The sequence below is a fragment of the Psychroflexus salis genome, assembly GCF_014640175.1.
GTDB classification, from domain to species: Bacteria; Bacteroidota; Bacteroidia; order Flavobacteriales; family Flavobacteriaceae; genus Psychroflexus; species Psychroflexus salis.
The window spans coordinates 99877-122450 of record NZ_BMGL01000008.1 but is presented as its reverse complement, the minus strand read 5'-3'; the positions used below and the strand labels follow the sequence as shown (position 1 = coordinate 122450).

At 32.4% G+C, this 22574-nt stretch carries 23 protein-coding genes; 17 read left to right on the top strand and 6 right to left on the bottom strand.

Annotated features, from left to right (window positions below; translation table 11 throughout):
- Positions 1-41: 41 nt before the first annotated feature.
- Both IEV63_RS08000 and IEV63_RS07995 read right to left on the bottom strand, forming a co-directional pair.
- The gene (locus tag IEV63_RS08000) at positions 42-1247 is read right to left on the bottom strand and encodes an aspartate aminotransferase family protein (RefSeq protein WP_188406271.1); all 1206 of its coding nucleotides are present in this window, start codon (positions 1245-1247) and stop codon (positions 42-44) included.
- A gap of 8 nt (positions 1248-1255) precedes the next feature.
- Positions 1256-3034: an OstA-like protein gene (locus IEV63_RS07995; protein WP_229737212.1), complete on the bottom strand. Its 1779-nt coding sequence runs from the start codon at positions 3032-3034 to the stop codon at positions 1256-1258.
- A 157-nt stretch (positions 3035-3191) separates the two neighbouring features.
- On the opposite strand from IEV63_RS07995, the gene htpG reads away from it, so the two are divergent.
- The 14 genes from htpG to IEV63_RS07925 all read left to right on the top strand — a co-directional run bounded on the left by htpG (position 3192) and on the right by IEV63_RS07925 (position 16039).
- Positions 3192-5081: a molecular chaperone HtpG gene (gene htpG, locus IEV63_RS07990; RefSeq protein WP_188406270.1), complete on the top strand. Its 1890-nt coding sequence runs from the start codon at positions 3192-3194 to the stop codon at positions 5079-5081.
- A gap of 219 nt (positions 5082-5300) precedes the next feature.
- Complete coding sequence (locus IEV63_RS07985; RefSeq protein ID WP_188406269.1) at positions 5301-6119, top strand: hypothetical protein; 819 nt, start codon at positions 5301-5303, stop codon at positions 6117-6119.
- Positions 6120-6185: 66 nt separating this feature from the next.
- Entirely contained in the window at positions 6186-8132 is a 1947-nt protein-coding gene (thrS, locus tag IEV63_RS07980; protein WP_188406268.1) for a threonine--tRNA ligase, read from the top strand.
- Between the two features lie 18 nt (positions 8133-8150).
- Positions 8151-8714, top strand: coding sequence for a translation initiation factor IF-3 (infC, locus tag IEV63_RS07975; RefSeq protein ID WP_262890060.1), 564 nt, complete (start codon positions 8151-8153; stop codon positions 8712-8714).
- A 30-nt stretch (positions 8715-8744) separates the two neighbouring features.
- Positions 8745-8942, top strand: coding sequence for a 50S ribosomal protein L35 (rpmI, locus tag IEV63_RS07970; protein WP_188406267.1), 198 nt, complete (start codon positions 8745-8747; stop codon positions 8940-8942).
- 88 nt (positions 8943-9030) lie between these two features.
- Positions 9031-9375: a 50S ribosomal protein L20 gene (rplT, locus tag IEV63_RS07965; RefSeq protein WP_188406266.1), complete on the top strand. Its 345-nt coding sequence runs from the start codon at positions 9031-9033 to the stop codon at positions 9373-9375.
- An 83-nt stretch (positions 9376-9458) separates the two neighbouring features.
- Positions 9459-10235 (top strand): ABC transporter substrate-binding protein, encoded by a 777-nt coding sequence (locus tag IEV63_RS07960; protein WP_188406265.1) that lies wholly within the window; start codon positions 9459-9461, stop codon positions 10233-10235.
- Between the two features lie 41 nt (positions 10236-10276).
- The gene (locus IEV63_RS07955) at positions 10277-10828 is read left to right on the top strand and encodes a hypothetical protein (RefSeq protein ID WP_188406264.1); all 552 of its coding nucleotides are present in this window, start codon (positions 10277-10279) and stop codon (positions 10826-10828) included.
- Between the two features lie 176 nt (positions 10829-11004).
- A complete protein-coding gene (locus IEV63_RS07950) occupies positions 11005-11469 on the top strand; it encodes an SRPBCC family protein (RefSeq protein WP_188406263.1) in 465 nt (154 codons plus the stop codon).
- Positions 11470-11475: 6 nt separating this feature from the next.
- Positions 11476-12174: an SDR family NAD(P)-dependent oxidoreductase gene (locus IEV63_RS07945; protein WP_188406262.1), complete on the top strand. Its 699-nt coding sequence runs from the start codon at positions 11476-11478 to the stop codon at positions 12172-12174.
- Between the two features lie 9 nt (positions 12175-12183).
- Positions 12184-13494: a cryptochrome/photolyase family protein gene (locus IEV63_RS07940; RefSeq protein ID WP_188406261.1), complete on the top strand. Its 1311-nt coding sequence runs from the start codon at positions 12184-12186 to the stop codon at positions 13492-13494.
- Positions 13495-14949 (top strand): cryptochrome/deoxyribodipyrimidine photo-lyase family protein, encoded by a 1455-nt coding sequence (locus IEV63_RS07935; protein WP_188406260.1) that lies wholly within the window; start codon positions 13495-13497, stop codon positions 14947-14949.
- A gap of 25 nt (positions 14950-14974) precedes the next feature.
- On the top strand, positions 14975-15661 hold the full coding sequence (locus IEV63_RS07930; RefSeq protein WP_188406259.1) for a M15 family metallopeptidase: 687 nt from the start codon (positions 14975-14977) through the stop codon (positions 15659-15661).
- A gap of 3 nt (positions 15662-15664) precedes the next feature.
- The gene (locus IEV63_RS07925) at positions 15665-16039 is read left to right on the top strand and encodes a hypothetical protein (RefSeq protein WP_188406258.1); all 375 of its coding nucleotides are present in this window, start codon (positions 15665-15667) and stop codon (positions 16037-16039) included.
- A 177-nt stretch (positions 16040-16216) separates the two neighbouring features.
- On the opposite strand, the gene kdsB is transcribed toward IEV63_RS07925, so the two are convergent.
- Both kdsB and IEV63_RS07915 read right to left on the bottom strand, forming a co-directional pair.
- Positions 16217-16957: a 3-deoxy-manno-octulosonate cytidylyltransferase gene (gene kdsB / locus IEV63_RS07920; protein ID WP_188406257.1), complete on the bottom strand. Its 741-nt coding sequence runs from the start codon at positions 16955-16957 to the stop codon at positions 16217-16219.
- Between the two features lie 5 nt (positions 16958-16962).
- Positions 16963-18402 (bottom strand): ATP-dependent DNA helicase, encoded by a 1440-nt coding sequence (locus tag IEV63_RS07915; RefSeq protein ID WP_188406256.1) that lies wholly within the window; start codon positions 18400-18402, stop codon positions 16963-16965.
- Positions 18403-18509: 107 nt separating this feature from the next.
- On the opposite strand from IEV63_RS07915, the gene IEV63_RS07910 reads away from it, so the two are divergent.
- The 3 genes from IEV63_RS07910 to rsmD are packed head-to-tail and all read left to right on the top strand — an operon-like array spanning position 18510 to position 20597.
- Complete coding sequence (locus tag IEV63_RS07910; RefSeq protein WP_229737211.1) at positions 18510-19244, top strand: hypothetical protein; 735 nt, start codon at positions 18510-18512, stop codon at positions 19242-19244.
- On the top strand, positions 19228-20082 hold the full coding sequence (locus IEV63_RS07905; RefSeq protein WP_188406255.1) for a DUF3822 family protein: 855 nt from the start codon (positions 19228-19230) through the stop codon (positions 20080-20082). Before IEV63_RS07910 ends, IEV63_RS07905 begins: the two co-directional genes overlap by 17 nt.
- A complete protein-coding gene (rsmD, locus tag IEV63_RS07900) occupies positions 20058-20597 on the top strand; it encodes a 16S rRNA (guanine(966)-N(2))-methyltransferase RsmD (protein WP_188406254.1) in 540 nt (179 codons plus the stop codon). The genes IEV63_RS07905 and rsmD overlap by 25 nt, the downstream gene beginning before the upstream one ends.
- Here the strand turns inward: rsmD and IEV63_RS07895 are convergent.
- Together IEV63_RS07895 and IEV63_RS07890 are read right to left on the bottom strand one after the other, a co-directional pair.
- A complete protein-coding gene (locus tag IEV63_RS07895; RefSeq protein WP_188406253.1) occupies positions 20594-21346 on the bottom strand; it encodes a C40 family peptidase in 753 nt (250 codons plus the stop codon). The two genes, rsmD and IEV63_RS07895, sit on opposite strands and share 4 nt — an antisense overlap.
- A 22-nt stretch (positions 21347-21368) precedes the next feature.
- Positions 21369-22541, bottom strand: a complete 1173-nt coding sequence (locus IEV63_RS07890; protein ID WP_373283726.1) for an acetyl-CoA C-acyltransferase — start codon at positions 22539-22541, stop codon at positions 21369-21371.
- Positions 22542-22574: the final 33 nt, after the last annotated feature.

Here is a 22574-nt window from a genome sequence, read left to right as displayed (position 1 = left end):
AAGAGTAACATTTATATTTTTTTGAAACAGTTTTCAACAATTTAATTAACAATTAAACTTGTTTTACTTTCATTTATTTCATCAAGGCATTCAATTATAATTGAGCAACCTAAATGTATTTCTTCTTCACTTATAGTTAAGGGTGGTGAAATACGCACAGCTTTTTTTTCAAATAATAGCCAAAATAAAATGAGTTGTTTTTCTTTTGCCATCAAAACTAACTCATTTGCTACTTCAGCATTTTGAAAAAGCAAAGCTAACATTAAACCTTTTCCTCTAATTTCTTTAATTAATTCATGTTTTAATAACTTTTTAAAAAGCTGTTCTTTAGCTGGTATTAATTCAATTATATCGGTAGATGTTAATTCTTGTAAAGTAGCCAAAGCTGCAGAAGAAATTACAGGATTACCTCCAAAAGTTGTAATATGCCCTAGTTTTGGTTTATCGCTTAATAAGTCCATCATTTTAGCAGAAGCAATAAATGCACCAATAGGTAAGCCAGACGCCATTCCTTTTCCTATTACTAAAATATCGGGTACTACCTGATAATGCATAAAACCAAAAAGTTTACCTGTTCTTCCAAATCCAGGTTGAATTTCATCTAAAATTAAAAGTGCTCCTACTTCTTTACAACGGTTTTTTACCTTTTCGAGATAATTATTCTGGGGTTCAATAAAACCTGCGCCACCTTGTATGGTTTCTAGAACTACGGCTGCCGTAGACCGCGTAATCTGCGATAAACAAGTTTCGTTATTAAATTCAATATGCGTAATATTTCCGACCAAAGGTTTAAAAACTTCTGTACGCTCTTGGTAATCCATTAAACTTAAAGCACCGTAAGAGTTTCCATGATAAGCATTTTTTGCTGCAAATATTTGGCTTCTTCCTGTTGCTCTTCTGGCTAGTTTCATGGCACCATCAATCGCTTCGGTTCCGCTATTTACTAAGTAAGTTTTCTGTAAATTTTTTGGTAAAAATTGAGCTAACAATTTAGCAAGTTCTACCGAAGGTTCTTGAATGTATTCCCCATAAACCATTACATGCCAATACTTATCTAATTGTTTTTTTACGGCTTTAAGTACTTTTGGGTTACGGTGGCCTAAACCACAAGCCGAAACTCCAGCAACAAAATCTAAATGTTTTTTTCCATCGGTGGTGTAAATAAAACTGCCTTCTGCAGAAGCTACTTCAACAGCTAGGGGATGCGGTGTGGTTTGCGCCTGAAATGTTAAAAAATCATTCTTCATCAATGCGGTTACTTGTCGTTTTCTTTTTCAGAATTTCCTATAGGTTTTAAAGGCATACTTGAAGTTTTAGAAGGAGTCTTTACAGCTTCAACTTTTTCAACTGGAGATGTTTCTTCATTATCATTTTGTTTCTTTTGGTTCTGAAAAGACGAATTTTTATTTTGAAAAGGTTGTTTAGACTGTTTTTCACTTTCAAAAAAATCAGGTTCTACTTCTTGATCTTGAATTCCCTTAATCGGCTTTAAAACAAAATCTTTCCGGTTGGTAAACAAATCTGCTTTACTTGTAATTTTTTCATCTCCACGCCAATTAAAATATTTTAATTTTCTAGCATTTGTGGGAAAGTCTTCTTCTGGATAAATTCCACTATCCACAGCATTATAATAGTAAACATCTAAAATTTCATTTTGTTCTAGAGTCAATTTTATTTTAGCAGAAATTGTTTTGTCTATTCCTACCAAAGTTCCATCGTCTTCTCTAACATAATAAATAGTTTCTGTGTTTTTAGTAAAGTTAACTTCTCGCATATTGTTATTTTCATCAAAAAGCGTATACATTTCTTTACCTTTAACTTGGTTGAAGCCTTCAATACTGTCTTTCATAACCATAAATGCATTGTAATATACTTTTAGGCTGTCTATTTTTTCTTCTTCTTTATTAGAAATCAAATCGATAGTATCTCCAGTAATTTGGCTATCTTCTGCCCAAAGAATTGGATTAGTAATCATTTTGGTTAATCCTAAAGCTTCACTATTCCAAATAGAGTCTGCTTTTCCACTTAAATCTGATTTGTAAATTCTTGCATCGTTAAAAGCGCGAATAATACGCTGGTCTTTGGGGCCTGTAATCATTAAAACATCACTTGCCATGTGGATTGAGTCGTTTTCCTGTTTTGTTGAAACAATTGGATTTTTAGTGATAATTAAGGAGTCAATTTCTTTATAAACTTCTGCATAATGTCCTTTCACAACCGATTGATTAATGGTGTCTGTTACCACAATATTGTTGGTAGCAGATGCAAAATTATCTTTGCGCCTAAAGTAAATACTATCGCCAACAACTGTTCGGGTTTCGTAATCTATTTTAGCATCGTCTGTAAAATAACCTTCATCTAAGTTTGTATTATAAAATCCTTTTTTACAGAACACCTTACTTGTTTCTCCAAGTATGGTCGATGGACCGTATAAATAAGCAAACCCAGTTTTCGGATAAAAGTCCAATGCTTCTGTATTAATTCTATATTCGGGATTGGTTACAACAACCTTATTTCGAAATGCATATTTATCGCGTTCCATAAAATATCTACCCACAATACTAGTTATAGTGCTAACAGAATCTCTAACAACGCCTCCACTTCTATAAAAACTTTCTTGCTTTATACGATCAAAAAATAAAGAATCGGATGTAAGCACATTAGATGGTGAAGTTAACACTACATTATCGCTAGCAAAAGCAAATTGAGTTTTTCCATCATACTCAGCGTATTTACTTGTCATAATAATGGTATCTCCTTGATTCATCTTTACATTTCCAAAAGCTCTAAAAAAATCTTCTTGGTTATAAAAAATAGCCTGATCACACCAAACCTTTATGCCTTCATGTGTAAAATAAACTTGATTTTCTACACTAGTAAAAATAACTGCACCTGGAAAATTCTCTTCATCTATACGAGTTCGATCACTTTCATAATCAATTTTTTGTTGAGCAGAAGAGAAAGTAGAAAAACCTAGAAAAAAAAATCCTAAAAGAATGTATAAATACGTATGTGGAAATATTTGCGGTATCAAACACTAAATTTTAAGCAAAAATAAGCATTCTTTTCCACACGTGTTCGTATTCCTGACGAGTTTAAGAAATTACTTTGTTAACAAAATGCCATTTTGTCATTTAAATTGAGATGGTACTCAATTTGATTCATTTTCTCAAAACAATAAATTACAACATATGGCAACTGGAAATATTAATGTATCTGTTGAAAACATTTTTCCGCTGATTAAGAAATTTTTATACAGCGATCATGAAATCTTTTTACGCGAATTGATATCAAACGCAACTGATGCAACACTTAAACTGAAGCATTTGGCTAGAATAGGTGAAGCAAATGTAGAAATTGGCAAACCAATTATCGAAATAAAAGCTAATAAAGAGCAAAAAACGCTTCATATTATAGACCAAGGAATTGGTATGACAAAAGATGAAGTAGAAAAGTACATTAACGAAGTAGCCTTTTCTGGAGCTGAAGAGTTTTTAGACAAATACAAAGATTCCGATGCAAAAGATAGCGGTATTATTGGTCATTTTGGCCTTGGTTTTTACTCTGCATTTATGGTAGCTAATAAAGTAGAGATATTTACTAAGTCTTGGAAAGATGAGCCAGCAGCTCATTGGACTTGTGAAGGAACAACCGAATTTACGCTAGAAAGCCACGACCGAACTGAACGTGGAACTGAAATTGTATTACATATAAACGACGAAGATAAAGAGTTTTTAGAAGATAACCGCATTAATGAGTTGTTAAACAAATACAACAAATTTATGCCAGTACCTATTAAATTCGGTACAAAAGAAAAGGAACTTCCATTACCTGAAGATGCTAAAGAAGATGAAAAGCCTAAAAAAGTTACGGTTGATCATATTATTAATAACCCGAACCCAGCTTGGACTAAACAACCAACCGATTTAAACGAAGATGAATACAACAGCTTTTATAGAGAATTGTATCCTATGCAATTCGAAGAGCCTTTGTTTCATATTCACTTAAATGTAGACTATCCATTTAATTTAACAGGTATACTGTACTTTCCAAAGCTAACACAAGATTTATCAGTACAAAAAGATAAAATTCAACTATATCAAAATCAAGTTTTTGTAACAGATAATGTAGAAGGAATAGTTCCTGAATTTTTAACTATGTTACGGGGTGTTATCGACTCTCCAGATATTCCTTTAAACGTTTCTCGTTCATATTTGCAGGCAGATGGGGCAGTTAAGAAAATATCGAACTACATTACTAAAAAAGTAGCCGACAAACTTAAATCTCTTTTCAAAAATAATCGTGAAGATTTCGAAAAGAAATGGAATGATATTAAAGTAGTTATTGAATATGGAATGCTTACTGACGATAAATTTTTCGAAAAAGCTGAAAAATTCAATTTATTTCCAAGTGTAGACCAAGCTTATTATACTTTTGAAGAACTAGAAGCTAAAATAAAGGAAAATCAAACAGATAAAGACGATAAGCTTATTATCTTGTATGCTTCAAATAAAGAAGAACAACACAGCTATATTGAAGCAGCTAAGGACAAAGGTTACGAAGTAATGTTATTAGATTCGCCTATTGTATCGCACCTTATTCAAAAGATTGAAGGAAATAAAGAACAAAAAGTAAGTTTTGTTCGGGTAGATGCTGAACAAGTTGATAAATTAATCGATAAAGGTGAAGAAACAACGTCCAAGTTAAATGATGATGAAAAGGAAAAATTAAAAACCGCTTTTGAAACACATGTAACCAAAGAAAAATACACTGTTCAATTAGAAGCGATGGATTCTAAAGCTGCACCAATTACCATTACAGAACCAGAGTTTATGCGAAGAATGAAAGAAATGCAAAAAACTGGTGGTGGAGGTATGTTTGGTATGGGCAATATGCCAGAAATGTATAACCTGGTAGTAAATACTAATCACGAATTAATGAGTGATATTCTTCAAAAAAATGAAGATGAACAAGCAAACTTAATCAACCAAAGTTTAGATTTAGCGCTGCTTTCTAAAAACTTACTTCGTGGTGAAGCCCTAACAAAGTTTGTAAAACGTAGCTACGAAATGATTAAGTAAATTATACTTATTTATTTTAAAGACAAAAACCCTTCTTAGGAAGGGTTTTTGCTATTTAATGTGAACCTAAAAATCCCTATTCACACTCCACTCAGTTTGTAAATTCGGAGTATAAGAAATTTTTTAAAAAATCTGTTATAAAGAATTTCAAGTTTCATTAGTATATATAATTTGCCAAAACAAGAATTATTTACAATATTTGATTTATAATAACACAGCATGAAAATTCCATACAAAAGTTTACTTTTTATTATATTAATAACTAGTTTTTGGGCCTGCAACACAAATAATTCGAAACAGGAAGAACCTAAAAAAGAAAATAAAATTAGTGAAACAAAGTCTTCAGAAGAACGCCTAATGAAAAGCGTTGAAGCTATTCATAAAAAAGAAAAGTTTTTTAGTGAAGACATGATTAGCTACGAAATTAGTTACGAATTTGGAAAAATAGCAGACCAATTAAAAGTTAAAGCGGCTACTGACTTAAGTCTAATTGAAATCGATTCTAAAGTTTTTGGAAAATCTTACTACGACGGGGATCAATTATATATAGATGCAATTGCAAATGCTGGCGATCGAGAAATTAAACGCAATTTTCAGTTGCTATATTTTTACCACGCTTTTTTTCATTTAAGTGATAAATCATTTCAACTTTCGCCAATTCAAGAAGTTGTTTTATCAAATACTCAATATAAAAAAATCGGCGTGGAGAATAAAAATCTTAACAAAGCATTTTTTCCAAAAAAAGTAGACTTTTTTATCGATCAACGCACAGATATGATGAAGGGCTTACAACTCCAAACTTCTTTAATTAATAACGACAGAAGCACACAAAAGATTCATTTGCAATACGATCGATTTATTACAGTTAATCATATTCCTGTTGCACTAGAATGGAAATTTTATCCTGAAAATAAATTCACAGAAAAAGACTTTTTGGGTGAAGCTAAAGTTACCAAAATAAAATATTATACAACAGAACAACTTCCTGTAACTATTCCTAAAAACGCAAAGCCAATAAAAAATTCACCTTTACTATAATTGCTTGAGTATTTGTACTTGGTAAGCAAGCATATATACGTATCTTTGCACAAATTTTAAAAATTCATGATTAAAATTACGCTCCCAGACGGTAGTATTAAATCTTTTGAAGCTGGAACCACTCCAATGGAGGTAGCTAAAAGTATTAGCGAAGGCTTAGCCAGAAATATAATATCAGCTAAATTTAATAACAAAATTATAGAAACTTCTACTCCAATTCAAGAAGATGGAAGTCTGGTTTTATTAAGTTTTAACGATAATGAAGGCAAAAAAACATTTTGGCATAGTTCTGCACACCTTATGGCACAAGCTATCTTAAAAATGTATCCAGGAGTAAAGTTAACTATTGGTCCTGCCGTAGATAATGGATTTTATTACGATATTGATTTTATGGATTACAAAATTAGCGATGCTGATTTTCCGAAAATCGAAAAGAAAATGCTAGAACTAGCTCGTGGAAAACACGAATTTAAATTGCGAGAAGTTAGTAAAGCAGATGCCTTATCATATTACAAACAAGAAAAAAATCCGTATAAAGTTGAATTAATTGAAAACCTAAAAGACGGAGAAATTACCTTTTGCAACCATGACGATTTTACAGATTTATGTCGCGGTGGACACATTCCCAATACTGGATTTATAAAAGCAGTAAAATTAATGAGTGTTGCAGGTGCTTATTGGCGTGGCGACGAAAAAAACCCCCAACTAACACGTGTTTATGGGGTTTCTTTCCCAAAGCAAAAACAACTAAAAGAATATTTAGAGTTGTTAGAAGAAGCCAAAAAACGCGATCACCGAAAATTAGGTAAAGAATTAAAATTGTTTACCTTTTCACAACAAGTTGGCCAAGGTTTACCATTGTGGTTACCTAAAGGTGCTGCATTAAGAGAACGCTTAGAGAGTTTCCTTAAAAAAGCACAAGCAGAAGCAGCCTACGACCAAGTAGTTACGCCACATATTGGAAACAAAGATTTGTATGTATGTTCTGGTCACTATGAAAAATATGGAGAAGATAGCTTTCAGCCCATCAATACACCGAATGAAGGAGAAGAGTTTTTATTAAAACCAATGAATTGTCCGCATCATTGCGAAATATATAAATCTGAATCTTGGAGTTATAAAGATTTACCTGTTCGCTATGCAGAATTTGGAACAGTTTACCGATATGAACAAAGCGGAGAGTTACATGGCTTAACTCGAGTTCGTGGATTTACACAAGATGATGCACACATTTTTTGCACACCAGACCAATTGGACTTAGAGTTTAAAAAAGTAATCGATTTGGTTTTATATGTATTCAATTCTCTTGGTTTTGAAGATTTTACTGCACAAGTTTCATTACGCGATCCAGAAAACAAAACCAAATACATAGGTAGTGAAGAAAATTGGGAAAAGGCAGAAAAGGCAATTTTAAATGCAGCAAAAGAAAAAGGATTAAAATACGTAGTTGAAACTGGTGAAGCTGCATTTTATGGCCCTAAATTAGATTTTATGGTTAAAGATGCGCTTGGAAGAAGTTGGCAACTTGGTACTATTCAAGTAGATTACAACCTACCCGAACGATTTGAATTAGAATACAAAGGTAGCGATAACGAAATGCACAGACCTGTTATGATTCACCGTGCTCCATTTGGAAGCATGGAACGTTTTGTGGCTATTTTATTAGAGCATACTGGTGGTAATTTCCCACTTTGGTTAACCCCAGAACAAGCTACTATTCTCTCGATCAGTGAGAAATATGAAAATTATTCTAAAAAAGTTTTAAGTTTACTTAAAAATCACGAAATTCGCGCCACATTTGATAATAGAAGCGAAACAACTGGGAAGAAAATTCGCGAAGCGGAGATGAATAAAGTGCCGTATATGATTATTATCGGAGAAAAAGAAGAAGAAGAAAACAGCATTAGCATCCGAAAACACGGAGGTGAAGATTTAGGAAGCATGCCTGTTGAAGAATTTGTAAATAGAATTAATAATGAAGTTGATGCTTCATTATCAAAATTTAGAGTTTAACCCAAAAATCAATTAGTTATAGCTTTAAGAAGACGTAGTAACAAAAATTATTCGCCAAGAGGTCAAAAAGAAGATCCGCACCGAATTAATAAAAACATTAAAGATCCAAAATTACGTTTAGTTGGAGATAATGTTGAAATGGGAGTATATCCTACTAGAGATTGTTTAAAAAAAGCTGAAGAGCTGGCTTTAGACCTAGTAGTTATTTCTCCTAAAGCCGATCCGCCTGTCGCTAAAATCATGGATTATAAAAAGTTTCTTTATGAACAAAAGAAACGTGAAAAACAAATGAAAGCGAAGGCATCAAAAGTTGTTGTAAAAGAAATTCGTTTTGGACCTAACACAGACGACCATGATTACGAGTTTAAAAAGAAAAATGCTGAAAAGTTTTTAAAAGAAGGAGCTAAATTAAAAGCCTTTGTGTTTTTTAAAGGTAGATCTATTGTTTTTAAAGACAAAGGGCAAATTCTTTTATTAAGGCTTGCTCAAGATCTAGAAGAACTTGGAAAAGTTGAACAAATGCCTAAGTTAGAAGGAAAACGCATGATTATGCTTATCTCCCCTAAAAAAGAAAGTAAATAAAATAAGAGTCAATACATAAATCAAGGATCAATGCCTAAAATGAAAACAAAGTCGAGTGCTAAGAAGCGTTTTAAATTAACCGGAACAGGTAAAATTAAACGTAAACATGCGTTCAAAAGCCACATCTTGACCAAAAAGTCTAAAAAGAGAAAGCTTAAGTTAACGCATACTACTTTAGTACATAAATCAGACGAAGCTAACATCAAACAACAATTACGTTTAAAGTAATTATTGCTTGATTGGTTAAAAATCAATTATTAACCCTGGAGTGGGCTCCAAAATGCAATTAAGCTGCCTACTACAAAAAATTAAAATTATGCCAAGATCAACAAATTCAGTCGCTTCACGTGCTCGTAGAAAGAAAATCATGAAGCTAGCAAAAGGTTACTTCGGACGTAGAAAAAACGTTTGGACTGTAGCTAAAAATGCGGTAGAAAAAGGAATGTTATATGCCTATAGAGACCGCAAGAATAATAAGCGCAATTTCCGCTCACTTTGGATTGTACGGATTAACGCTGCCGCTCGTTTAAATGGAATGTCTTATTCTAAATTTATGGGCAAGTTAAAAGCCAATAATATTGACTTAAACCGAAAGGTTTTAGCTGATTTAGCGGTACATAACCCTGCAGCTTTTAAAGCAATCGTAGAAAAAGTAAAGTAAATATAAACGTAGACGACTCTTATAAATTAAATCCTGTATCTAATTGATACAGGATTTTTTATTTTTGATGAAAATCTAAGCTTGTGAAAGATCAGTTAGGAAATACATTACACTTAAATACAATTCCGAAAAGAATAATTAGCCTAGTTCCTAGCCAAACCGAATTGGTTGTAGATTTAGGCATGCGCAAACAGCTGGTTGGTATTACTAAATTTTGCGTACACCCTAAAGACCTAAAAAATGAAGTTGAAGTGGTTGGTGGAACCAAAAATGTACATTTAGACAAAATTGAAGCACTTCAGCCTGATTTAATCTTATGTAATAAAGAAGAAAACACTAAAGAAATGGTGCAACAGCTTCAACAAATTGCGCCTGTACATGTGGCAGATGTAATAAACTTTCAAGCTGCTTATCAACTAATCTCAGATTATGGCCAACTGTTTCATAAAGAAAACCAAGCAAAAGAAATGATATCTGAAATTCAGTCTAATTTCAGAAAATTAAAAACATTTCTATCAACAAGCCAAAAACCTAAGGTTGCCTATTTTATTTGGAAAAAACCATGGATGGTTGCAGCCAATAAAACCTTTATTAATGCTATGTTGAAGGAATTGGGCTTTGAAAATGCCTTTGCACACTTAAATCGATATCCAGAAGTAGATTTACAGAATTTGCCAGAAATAGATTGGATTTTTTTATCATCTGAACCTTTTCCTTTTAAAAAAAACGATTTTTCAGCATTTAGTAATAAACGTCTAAAAATAGAAATCGTAGATGGCGAAAGCTTTAGCTGGTTTGGAAGTAGAATGAATAAGACATTTTTATACTTCAGTAAATTGCTAAACAAGATAAGCATCTAAGCATTAAATTACATTCTCTATATTTGTATAAAATTAAAATTATGAAATTGATTTATATTTTACTAGTATTTCTGACTACTTCTTCAATAGTTGCTCAAAAATGGTTAGATAACGCATGTTTAATTGAAAATCAAATTACAGCTACCGATATTGAAAAAGCTAGTAAATCTGATCTATTGGATATTGTAATTAACCAAGAAGGTAAAATTTTGGTAAATAACAAAGACTTATCTTTCTTGAGTGATGTAAAATTTAAGGAATTCATTTATACTTTTATTACTAATCCAGACGGGAGTAGCGACCGAGCAAGTAGCCCCAAAAATGCAAGCATTCAAATTAACCACTATAGCCATCCCGATGAATATGAAACTTATATAACTTACATTCGTGAAGTGTATTATTTTTTATGGAATACAGAAGCTCAAGAAAAGTATAATGAAATTTACAACAATTTAGATTGTAAAAAGAGAGCTCGTGCTCAAAAAGTTGCTCCTTACCGAATTTTTGAAGTAAAAAAGAAGAAAGAAAAGAAAAAAGACGGCCCTAGATTTATAGGCCCACCAGCATTTGAAGGAGATGTAATTGATAATTAAAATTCAGTTGTGCATTTGCTAATGCAATTAAATTAATTCTTGAAAAAGTAATATAGCTAATTCTGAATTTTGAACTTTAATTAATCGTCCTAAATATAGTTTTTTCACTTAACATTATAACTTTTGTTTAACTTCAATGTTTTTAAATTAAACAAAATCAATCGTACTTTTGGTGTGTGAAAATTTACGAAATACATACCAAGCAAAAGCTTCCTATAACTAAAAAGGAAGCTTGGGATTTTTTATCTAATCCTAAAAATCTTCAAAAAATAATGCCCGACGAAATGGGTTTTGAAATTATTTCTGGAGCTGACGATAAAATGTATACAGGTCAGATTATTCAATACAATGTAACACCACTACCCTTTTTTAAAACCCGCTGGATTACTGAAATTACACATGTTGAAAAACCAAATTTCTTTGTAGATATTCAATTATCTGGGCCTTACAAATTATGGCATCACAAGCACTTTATTCATGAGATTGATGGTGGGGTAGAAATTGAAGACATCGTTCACTTTGCACTACCTTTAGGTTGGTTAGGGCAAATGGTAAAACCCTTATTAGTGCAACCTAAATTAGACGAAATTTTTAAAGCAAGAGAAGAAAAAATGACCGAATTATTCGGAACCCTAAAATAAATATCTATGAAAAAAAATATATTATTAATCGGCGGAAGCCAAGGAATCGGATTTGAAACTGCAAAATTATTACATAATTCGCACAATGTAATTGTAGCTTCAAGAAGTAAAGGAAAATTAGATGAACTCGAAGTTACTCATCACGAATTTGATGTAACCAAAGACGATATTGCAGACCTAGATTTACCAGATAAATTAGACGGGTTGGTTTATTTACCAGGCACCATTAATTTGAAACCCTTCAAAATGATGAAACCTGCGATTTTTGAAGAAGATTTTCAACTTAATTTTATGGGCTTGGTAAAAACCACGCAAGCTTTATTAAAAAACTTAAAAAATTCCGACCAGGCAAGTTTAGTATATTACAGCACAGTAGCTGTACAAACCGGAATGCCTTTTCATACCAGTGTAGCAGCTGCAAAAGGAGCGATTGAAGGTTTTGCCCGTTCATTGGCTGCAGAATATGCACCGAGTTTCCGAGTAAACGTAATTGCACCTTCTCTAACCAATACTCCTTTAGCCGAAAAGTTGTTAGGAAACGAGAAGAAAAAAGAAAAAATGGACGAACGCCATCCGCTTAAAAGAGTTGGCGAAGCTAGTGATATTGCTAAAATTACTGCATTTTTATTGAGTGAAGACAGCTCGTGGATTACTGGCCAAGTACTTGGTGTCGACGGCGGTATGTCTACTTTAAATGTAAGCTAATAAATGCACATGCAAGAAAAAGTAAATGTATTTTGGTATAGAAGAGACCTGCGTTTGCATGACAACGTAGGTCTTTTTCATGCACTTCAAGAAGATGAAGCAACACTACCCGTTTTTATATTCGATAAATATATTTTGGATGAATTGCCAGAAGATGATGCTCGCGTAAGTTTTATTTTTAGTGAAATTCAAAAAATGCGAAATGAGTTACAAGAAAAATACGGTAGTTCGATTGCAACTTATTATGGATATCCGGAAGAAGTTTTTAAAGAAATAACACAAGATTTCGATGTAAAAGCTGTGTTTACCAATCGAGATTACGAGCCATATGCATACCAACGCGATGCTAATATTAAAGCATATTTAGCTGAAAAAGGCATTGAATTTCATGACTTTAAAGACCAAGTCATTTTTGAAAAAAATGAAGTAGAAAAAAACGAAGGTGGTATGTACTTGGTTTTTACACCATACATGAAGCAATGGAAAAAAGAATTTAAAAAAATTTCAGCGGATACCTTTAATTCTGAAAATCGTTTACATAACACCTTACAAAATTCCCGTTTACCCAATTTAAGTTTAGGTGATATGGGATTCACTAAATCTTCAATTGAAGTACCTGATTATCATTTAGAAGATGATTTTTTAGAAAACTATGAAGAAACCCGAAATATTCCTTCCATAAATGGCACATCGAGACTAAGCACACATTTGCGTTTTGGCACAGTTGGTTATCGAGAAGTTGTTCAAAAAGCAGCTTCTGCTAAAAATGAAACTTTTTTAAATGAATTGATTTGGAGAGAATTTTACAAAGCTATTTTACATCACTTCCCAGAAACTCAAAATCGTGCTTTTAAACCGATTTATGATGATATTAAATGGCGAAATGATGAAGCTGAATTTGAAAAATGGAAAACTGGAACAACAGGTTATCCTATTGTAGATGCAGGAATGCGACAGCTTGATAAAACCGGATGGATGCACAACCGAATTAGAATGGTGGTAGGTAGTTTTTTGTGCAAACATTTACTTATCGATTGGCGTTGGGGCGAAGCTTATTTTGCTAAAAAATTATTAGATTATGAAATGGCTTCGAACATCGGTGGTTGGCAATGGGTCGCTGGAACTGGTGTAGATGCTGCTCCTTATTTCCGAGTTTTTAATCCATATTCGCAAACCGACAAATTCGATAAGGATAAAAAATACATTAAAAAATGGATTCCTGAATACGGAACGAATACATATCAAGAACCTATGGTAGAACATAAAATGGCAAGAGAACGCTGTTTAGAAACATATAAAGCTGCGGTTAAAAAAACGTAAATGAATGTAGTTTGGTTTAAAAAAGATTTACGATTAGAAGACCATGAAGCCTTGCATGCGGCGCTTCAAGAAAAAGAAGCTTGTCTGCTACTCTATATTTTTGAACCTATGTTATGCAAAGATTCGCATTACAGCGAACGGCATTTTCGGTTTATTAAGCAATCCCTAAGCGAATTGCAAATTCAACTTAAAGCATACAATACACAAATTTTAATCCTTGAAGGTGAAGCAAAGTTCATTTTCGAAAAACTTCATCAATTAATACCTATAAAAACTGTTTTTTCACATCAAGAGACCAGTATTCAGATCACTTATCAACGTGATTTATTACTTCAAAAATTATTTAAAAATCAAACTATTCAATGGAGAGAATTTGTTCATAATGGTGTATTTCGGGGATTAAAAAACCGCAATGAATGGGTTAAATTATGGGAAAAGCACATGAGCAAAAATTTAATTAAGTTTAAAGCTTCAGCAAATAATTTTTTGCATAATAAACAAATTCATACATTGTCTTCCCATTTTCAACTGGTTGAAGTAGCAACAGTAACTCATCTTAAATTTCAAAAAGGTGGAAGAAAATACGCATTAAAATACTTACATTCTTTTTTTGATTTGCGACATGTAAATTACCAAAAAAACATTTCCAAACCCTTAGCAGCGAGAACATCCTGTAGCCGATTATCGCCCTATATTACTTGGGGAAACTTATCCATGCGAGAAGTTGTTCAAGCGGCTGAACAGGTAAAAACGAACAGCAAAATGGCTTTAAGCCAGTTTAAATCTAGATTACGTTGGCAAGCGCATTTTATTCAAAAATTTGAAATGGAAGAACGTATTGAATTTGAAAATTTCAATGCTGCTTTTAATATTATACAAAAAGAAAAAAACGAATTTTACATACAGGCATGGAAAGAAGGAAAAACAGGGTTTCCTTTAGTTGATGCAAGCATGCGCTGCTTAATTGAAACTGGCTTTCTTAATTTTAGGATGCGTGCGCTTTTAGTTTCTTTTTTTACCCATATTTTGTGGCAAAAATGGCAAGATGCTTCATCGCATTTAGCAAGTTTATTTTTAGATTTTGAACCCGGCATTCATTATCCTCAATTACAAATGCAAGCTGGAACCACAGGAGCGCATACACTTAGAATTTATAATCCTATTAAAAATTCGTACAAGCACGATGCGGAGGGCGAGTTTATTTTGAAATATGTACCTGAACTGAAAAACATTCCAAAAGAATTTATACATGAACCTTGGAAAATGACACCTATGGAACAAGAAATGTATAATTTTCGATTAGGTGAAGTTTATCCTTTCCCGATAGTAGAATTAGATACTTCAAGAAAAAAAGCTTCCGACGAAATTTGGCGTATTATTCAATCGCAGAAATCAAAAAGTAATGCCCAAGAAATTATCAATAAACATACCTTACGAAAAAAAGTAAAAAATTAGTAACTTCGTTTGAAACAATACAACGATGAATTACCGAATATTACTCCTTAGTTTTCTTGTGTTTTTTTCTTGTTCTGAAGAAAAGCTAGTTGTTCAAAATCAATTAGCGCATTATAAAAACGATGTAAAAAAAGATGAAAATTTCCGAATGCTAGATTTACAGGAATTGGGTAAAAAACTTAAATTCGATATTCGCTACGCTACTAAAAATAATTTCACTGAAACTGTAATTTATCCTGATGCTTCGGCTTATGCTAGGAAACCTGTTGCCGAAGCTTTAGTAAAAGCGAATGATTTCCTGTTGGCTCTGGGCTATAGAATTAAAGTTTTCGATGCATATCGACCTTACCAAGCTACTGTAAAATTTTATGAAGTATATCCAGATACCGATTTTGTGGCTGATCCAAAATTTGGTTCTCGGCATAACCGGGGTTGTGCTATCGATTTAACTTTGGTGGACGCAAAGACAGGACTTGAAATTAAAATGCCAACCACTTACGATGATTTTACCGAAAGAGCGCATCCAAATTATACTGACTTACCAGAAGAAGTAATCATCAACAGACAATTACTAATTGATGTTATGGAAAAATTTGGTTTTACAGTTTATCCTACTGAATGGTGGCATTTTGATTATAAAGGATGGGATAAATTTCCGTTGATGGATTTTACATTTGAAGAGTTGCAACAAATAAAAATTCAAAATAATTAGAATATGACTGTAAAATTTAATCAAAAAAGACGCAATTTGATTACTTTGATTAGTCTTTTTGTAACTATATCACTTTTCTATTCTATTTGGGACTATGCTACAAGCAAATCAAATTTATTATTGCTAATTTCATTTTTAGTCCAAGTTATCTTTTGGTTTGGAATGATTTACTTTCAAGCTGCAAAGTACAATGATGAAAAAATTGTGGCTCAATTTGGTTGGCCACAAATTAAGTATGAAGATATTGTTTCAATTGAAAAAAAGTTTGGTGATATTTTGATTAAATCAAAAAAAAGTAAAATTGGTATAAATAAAGATATTGTTGATAGAGTTTCTTTAGATAATTTTTTAGAATATTTAAAAAAACGAACTCAATAGACTGTCATTCCGAAAAATCTCCTTGTTTACTTGTCATTCTGTAAAAATCTGACGAAAGGAAGATTTTATACGGAATCTTATGAATATGGAAGTAGAGAGCAAGTTCGATTAATGTTTTCAGTTCACATTCATGAGATTCCGCATCTATATGCGGAATGACAGGTTCGAATGGTACTTTTATTTTAAAGCTTCATTAAATACTTTTCTAGCTTCTTCTAAATCTTCAGGAGTGTCGATACCGATACTCACTTGGTCAGTTTCTACCATTTTAATTGTTTTTCCATTTTCTAAATGACGAATGCATTCAATTTTTTCAGTGGCTTCAAGTGGGCTCATCGGTGTGTGGTAAAAATCAAGTAGAGCCTGTTTTCGAAAAGCATAAATTCCTACATGCTTATAATAGAGTGCTTCAACTTCTTGATCACGATGAAATGGAATGGGTGATCGTGAAAAATATAGTGCAAAATCTTTTAGATCGGTTATTACCTTAACATTATTTGGGTTTTGAATAGCAGATGTACTAGTCAAAGGTGTTTTTAATGAAGCTAAATCAATTTCCTTTTTATCATCATTTATAAAGACATGAAGCAGTTTAGATAAAGCTTTTTCGTTTATAAAAGGTTCGTCGCCTTGTACATTTACTACTATATCTGCTTCTATATGTTCAACAGCTTCAGCAATACGGTCGCTACCACATTGATGTTCTTTTTTACTCATAATGGCTTTTCCACCAATCGCTTCAATTGACTTGTAAATTTCTTCAGCGTCGGTTACTATGTACACTTCATTAAATAAATTGCTATTTATGGCTGCTTCATAGGTTCGAACAATGATGGGTTTTCCAGCTAAATCTTTTAATAGTTTTCCAGGAAAACGAGATGCTTCTAAACGAGCTGGAATCATGGCTATTATTTTCATAAATTTTATTCTTCTAAATTAGTTTCAGTAAAAAAATCGTCTTTAAAACCGATTAAATATAATTTGTCTTTTGCCCGAGTTATGGCAGTATACAACCAACGTAAATAATCTTTATCTATTCCATTTGGCAAATAGGGCTGCTCAACAAAAACAGTGTTCCATTGCCCACCTTGCGATTTATGACAAGTAATAGCGTAACTAAATTTTACTTGCAATGCATTGAAATATTTGTTTTGTTTTACGTTTAAAAATTTCTTGTATTTGGAGCGTTCATCTTCGTAATCTTTCATTACTTCTTGGTATAATTGATTGGATTGTTCGTAGCTTAAAGATGGTGCATTAGCATCTAAAGTATCGAGTAATAAAACGGTTTCAAAAGGCTTCATATTAGGATAATCTACCATTTGCACATTAACTTCGGCAAAGCGAAATCCGTATAATTCTTTAAAGCGAAAAATCTCTAAAATTTCAATAATATCGCCATTAGCAATAAATCCAGCATCAGAATTGGGTTTTACCCAAAAGTAATTGTTTTTTACTACCATTAAATAATCGCCAGGTGCCAATTCGTCTTCTCGGTATAAAATTCGAGTACGAATTTGTTGGTTATACAAATTTGCGCGTTTGTTAGAACGTACAATAATGGCTGTATCTTCGTGTCCATTATTATGATATGCATCATTAATGGCATCCATAATTTCGTAACCATCGACCAAACGAATTAAATCTGATTTTCCAGTGAGTTCAAATTGAAAACTTTCATAAATTTCTTCTTGAAGGGCAGTTCTAATTAATGTTGCATTTCGTAAAATATCACTTTCCAATTCCTGTCGCACTACTTCATCTAACTCCACACTAATTACTTCCATGCCAAATTGGCGTTGCAATGTTTCTTCCGAAAGGGCTGGACTTAATTCTGCTTTTACAGGTGGAAGCTGAGCCGTATCGCCAATAAAAATAAGTTGGCAATTTTCACCTGCATACACATATTCAATTAAATCTTCTAAAAGTGAATTGCTTTTAAACAAATCTTCACCTGTAGGAATATCGGGTATCATAGAAGCTTCATCTACTATAAAAATAGTGTTTTTATGTTTGTTTTGCTGCGGAACAAAATCTACCCCGCCACCACTTGTTTTTTTAGGATAATAAATTTTTCGGTGCACAGTTTGTGCATGTTGCTTGCTATAATTTGAAATTACTTTAGCAGCTCGACCAGTTGGAGCAGTTAATATTAGTTTTTTTCTGATTTTACCAATATTCTTTACCAATGTACCAATCATAGTAGTCTTACCTGTACCTGCATAACCTTTTAGCACATAAATATAGTCTAAGTGCTCATCGACTATAAATTTAGACAATAGCTGTAAACCCAAATCTTGTTTTTGAGTTGCAGTATGCCCTAAATCTTTTTTTAACAGTAAATAAAATTGCTTTGAAGTCATGAAGTGAAATATTACTCAAATATAAAAATGATTTTAGATGCATAAACTTTTATGAATGAAAAAAAGTTGTAGTTTTGCGTATATCCGTTAAAACTATATAATAAGTTATGATTACAATTATTATTTACATTGTTGTTGGAGTAATTTTAATATTTGGTCTTGTAAAACTAATAGACCTTTACCTTCCAAAAAAATTAAGACCAGTTTTATCAATTTTGCTTTTTATTGCAATTGTTGTACTTGGTTATTATAACTATAATGCTATATATGGACCCGTAGAGTTTAACAAAACAAAAGAAAAACGATACACCAAGGTTATTGAAAGACTACAAGATATAAGAAAAGCTCAATTGGCACACAAAGAAATTACTAGAACATATGCTCCAAGTTTTGATTCTTTAGTTCGTTTTATAGACACTGCTCAATTTACCATTACACAAAGAAGAGATACAACATATTTAGATGAAGAATTTAAAAGAATTTACAAAGTAGATAAGTATATTGATGATTATGTAATTGATACGCTAGATTTTGTTTCGGTTAAAGATTCTTTATTTGGAAAGTCTGACCGTTACAAAAAAATGCAAATTATACCTTACACAGATGGTAATAAGTTTGAAATGCAATCTGGTTTATTGAAAGTTAAAAATACTAATGTTCCGGTTTTTGAAGTAAAAGCGGATAAAAAATTAATACTTGCAGATTTAGATAACGACTTACTTATACAAGAATTACAAACTGTTTCTGTGGATGGTGTTAATGGAAGATACATTAAAGTAGGTGATTTAAATGAAGTAAGTACTAGTGGTAACTGGCCTTCCAACTATGGAAAAGCAGACTAATACTACCGATAAAATAATATATTCAATATCCATTTTGATACGTCAAAGTGGATATTCTTTTTTGGTTGTAAACGAAAACCAAAAATGTGTTGAAGAACACAAAGAAGTGCATGTTAAAAATGAAAATCCCGATGGTTTAGTTCAAAAAATACAAGAAGACTACCAACGCATATGGAAAATCAACTATAAGGAGAGTAGACTACATATAATTTATCAACATTCTTATTTTACCATTGTTCCTAATGAAGTTTATGAATCTAAGCATAAGGGTGATTACTTAAAATATAACACGGTGCTTTTTCCATCAGATAGTATAAGTTGCGATTGCAATACTGATTTTGATGTTTCGATTCCTTTTATTCCATTTGTAAATATTCATAATGAACTTTTAGAATATTATTCTAGCTTAGGCTTTTACCACGCTGTAAATTCAGCATTAAATTCTAGCTACCAATTATGTAAAAATCAAAGTGGCGAATATGCTTTTGTTTACATTCAGCAAAATTCATTTTTTCTAGTTTTAATTAAAGATGGAAATTTGAAGATGGCTAATTATTTTAATTTTGATACCGCCGAAGATTTTGCGTATTATTGTTTGTTTGCTATCGAACAATTTAAATTTGATAAACAACATATGCATTTATCTTTTGTTGGAAAAATTTCTAAAGAATCTGAAATCTTCACGCTTGTATATAACTACATAAGACATGTAGTTGTAATTAATGTTTTAGAATTAAATCTAAATTTAAAAAACAAAGTTTCACATGAAAGTGAAATATTTCTAAATCAAAATCCCATTTTAGCCCTTCAATTATGCGAATCGTTTCAGGAAAATTAAAAGGAAGAAGAATAACTGCTCCTAAAAAGCTACCGGTAAGACCCACTACCGACAGGGCAAAAGAAGCTTTATTCAATATTTTAAATAATCGATTTAGCTTTAAGCATTTAAAAGTAATCGATTTATTTGCAGGTATTGGTTCTATTTCGTTTGAATTTGCTTCTCGTGGTACTGAACAAATTACTGCAGTAGACCAAAATTACCAATGCATTCAATTTTTAACTAAAACAGCAGAAAAATTAGATTTGCACCTAAATTTAATTAAAGCCAATGCTTTTGATTTTGTTACAAATAACAAATTAACGGCAGATATTGTGTTTGCAGACCCACCCTACAACATAGAATCTGAGCAATTTTTAAGCTTAATTGAAGAAGTTTTAAAAGCTACTAACGAAGTGGGATTATGCATTATAGAACATTCTAAACACACCGATTTGTCCGCTGGTCTGCATTACCAAGAAACGAGAAATTACGGTGGTTCTTCTTTTTCGTTTTTTAGTTCACAAGAATTTTAAGAAAAGCTTTTTATTACTCGTAGATTATGAGAATAGTTTTTAGTTTCTGCATTAAAAATTCCCGTATGGTCTAAACGATCAATGCGAACTTGCCCGTGTGCATGGATTATATAGTTGTCTCCTAAAACAATTCCTACATGAATAATGTTTCCGTCAGCATTATCGAAAAAAGCCAAATCGCCAGGCTCACTTTCTTCAATAAAACTCAAGGCAGTGCCTTGTTTAGCTTGTTGTGAAGCATCACGTAGAAGAGAAAAGCCACAAATACGGTATACCATTTGAGTAAAACCGCTACAGTCAATTCCAAATGGTGTTTTACCACCCCATTGGTAGGGCGCATTTAAATAAAGTGAGGCTATTTCGGATATTTTTTCTTTTAAAAAAGATGTAGGCTTTACAAATGCCCCATCAAATTGATGCTTTAAAAGTTGTAATGCACTTAGACACGAACCAATAGAAATAGGAAGTAGTTGATTGTTTTGCGTATTAACAAATTCAATAAAATCGATTGAACAATAGAAAGGTAGTTCTTTTATAGCATTAAATTGGCTTTCTTCAATTGTAATAAATTGTTTAACATCTATCCAACCTTCGTAAAAATCGAATGCAATACGAATATGAACCCAGTTTTTTTGAATGGAAATAATTTCAAAAACATCTCCATATAGTAATTGTGTTACCATTTCTGCCCGATCGTTAGCTTCTGAACGAACCGGGACTATACTTAAGGAACAAACTCCGTATTGCATTTTATGTATATAAGTTAACTAGCTATCTCTGCATAACTAAAGCTGAAGCACCACCACCACCATTACAAATTGCAGCTGCACCAATTTTAGCATTATTTTGTTGTAAAACATTTAGCAAAGTAATTAAAATTCTTACACCTGAGCAACCCAGCGGATGACCTAAAGAAACAGCACCGCCATTTATATTTACTTTACTACTATCTAAATTTAATAATTTCATGTTAGCAAGACCAACTACAGAAAAAGCTTCATTAAACTCAAAAAAATCTACATCAGCTTGTTTAATTCCAGCTTTATGTAAGGCTTTCGGTAAAGCTTTTGCAGGAGCAGTTGTAAACCACTTAGGTTCTTGTGCTGCATCAGCATAACCCGTTATAGTTGCTAAAATCTTTAAACCCAAAGCTTCAGCTTTTTCTTTAGACATGAGTATCATAGCTCCTGCACCATCGTTTATGGTCGAAGAATTTGCAGCTGTTGCCGTACCTTCTTTAGAAAATGCTGGACGCAATGAAGTAACTTTTTCTAGTTTAATATTTTTAAATTCTTCATCTTCCTTCATTACTAAAGGCTCTCCACGACGTTGTGGAATTTCAACAGGAACTACTTCGTTATCAAATTTCCCAGCTTTCCAAGCCGCTGCAGAACGTTTGTAAGATTCAATTGCAAACTCATCTTGTTCTTCTCTAGAAATATGATGCTCAGTTGCACATAAATCAGCACAAACACCCATAGCTTGTTGGTCGTAAACATCAACTAAACCATCACGCTGTAAACCATCAATCAATTCGGTTGAACCAAATTTTTGTCCGTTTCGCAAATGTACATAATGCGGAATTAAACTCATGTTTTCCATTCCGCCAGCAACAACAACATCTGCATCGCCTAAGGCTATAGATTGGGCGGCTTGCATTACTGCTTTCATACCGCTTGCACAAACTTTATTTATGGTGGTACACGGCGTACTTTCTGAAATTCCAGCACCTAAAGCAGCTTGTCTTGCTGGAGCTTGCCCATTGTTAGCCTGTACAACGTTTCCCATTAAAACTTCTTCAACTTCAAGAGGGTCTAAATTAATTTTATCTAAAGCGCCTTTTATAGCAATCGAACCAAGTTTAGTAGCTGGAATATTAGACAAAGTTCCCAAAAAACTTCCTATTGGTGTTCTTACTGCACTTACTATAACAACTTCTCGCATAATTTAATAATTTAATTTGCTGCTAATTTACTG

Bases quoted from the DNA above. Each gene is read 5' to 3' on its own strand.
- IEV63_RS07955 (WP_188406264.1), top strand. From the start codon at position 10,277: ATGAAATTGATTTATATTTTACTAGTATTTCTGACTACTTCTTCAATA.
- IEV63_RS07890 (WP_373283726.1), bottom strand. From the start codon at position 22,541: ATGCGAGAAGTTGTTATAGTAAGTGCAGTAAGAACACCAATAGGAAGT.
- IEV63_RS07915 (WP_188406256.1), bottom strand. From the start codon at position 18,402: ATGACTTCAAAGCAATTTTATTTACTGTTAAAAAAAGATTTAGGGCAT.
- rsmD (WP_188406254.1), top strand. From the start codon at position 20,058: ATGCGAATCGTTTCAGGAAAATTAAAAGGAAGAAGAATAACTGCTCCT.
- IEV63_RS07930 (WP_188406259.1), top strand. From the start codon at position 14,975: ATGAATTACCGAATATTACTCCTTAGTTTTCTTGTGTTTTTTTCTTGT.
- IEV63_RS07910 (WP_229737211.1), top strand. From the start codon at position 18,510: ATGATTACAATTATTATTTACATTGTTGTTGGAGTAATTTTAATATTT.
- IEV63_RS07945 (WP_188406262.1), top strand. From the start codon at position 11,476: ATGAAAAAAAATATATTATTAATCGGCGGAAGCCAAGGAATCGGATTT.
- IEV63_RS07985 (WP_188406269.1), top strand. From the start codon at position 5,301: ATGAAAATTCCATACAAAAGTTTACTTTTTATTATATTAATAACTAGT.
- rpmI (WP_188406267.1), top strand. From the start codon at position 8,745: ATGCCTAAAATGAAAACAAAGTCGAGTGCTAAGAAGCGTTTTAAATTA.
- IEV63_RS07895 (WP_188406253.1), bottom strand. From the start codon at position 21,346: ATGCAATACGGAGTTTGTTCCTTAAGTATAGTCCCGGTTCGTTCAGAA.
- IEV63_RS08000 (WP_188406271.1), bottom strand. From the start codon at position 1,247: ATGAAGAATGATTTTTTAACATTTCAGGCGCAAACCACACCGCATCCC.
- IEV63_RS07940 (WP_188406261.1), top strand. From the start codon at position 12,184: ATGCAAGAAAAAGTAAATGTATTTTGGTATAGAAGAGACCTGCGTTTG.
- htpG (WP_188406270.1), top strand. From the start codon at position 3,192: ATGGCAACTGGAAATATTAATGTATCTGTTGAAAACATTTTTCCGCTG.
- IEV63_RS07925 (WP_188406258.1), top strand. From the start codon at position 15,665: ATGACTGTAAAATTTAATCAAAAAAGACGCAATTTGATTACTTTGATT.
- kdsB (WP_188406257.1), bottom strand. From the start codon at position 16,957: ATGAAAATAATAGCCATGATTCCAGCTCGTTTAGAAGCATCTCGTTTT.
- IEV63_RS07905 (WP_188406255.1), top strand. From the start codon at position 19,228: ATGGAAAAGCAGACTAATACTACCGATAAAATAATATATTCAATATCC.
- rplT (WP_188406266.1), top strand. From the start codon at position 9,031: ATGCCAAGATCAACAAATTCAGTCGCTTCACGTGCTCGTAGAAAGAAA.
- thrS (WP_188406268.1), top strand. From the start codon at position 6,186: ATGATTAAAATTACGCTCCCAGACGGTAGTATTAAATCTTTTGAAGCT.
- IEV63_RS07935 (WP_188406260.1), top strand. From the start codon at position 13,495: ATGAATGTAGTTTGGTTTAAAAAAGATTTACGATTAGAAGACCATGAA.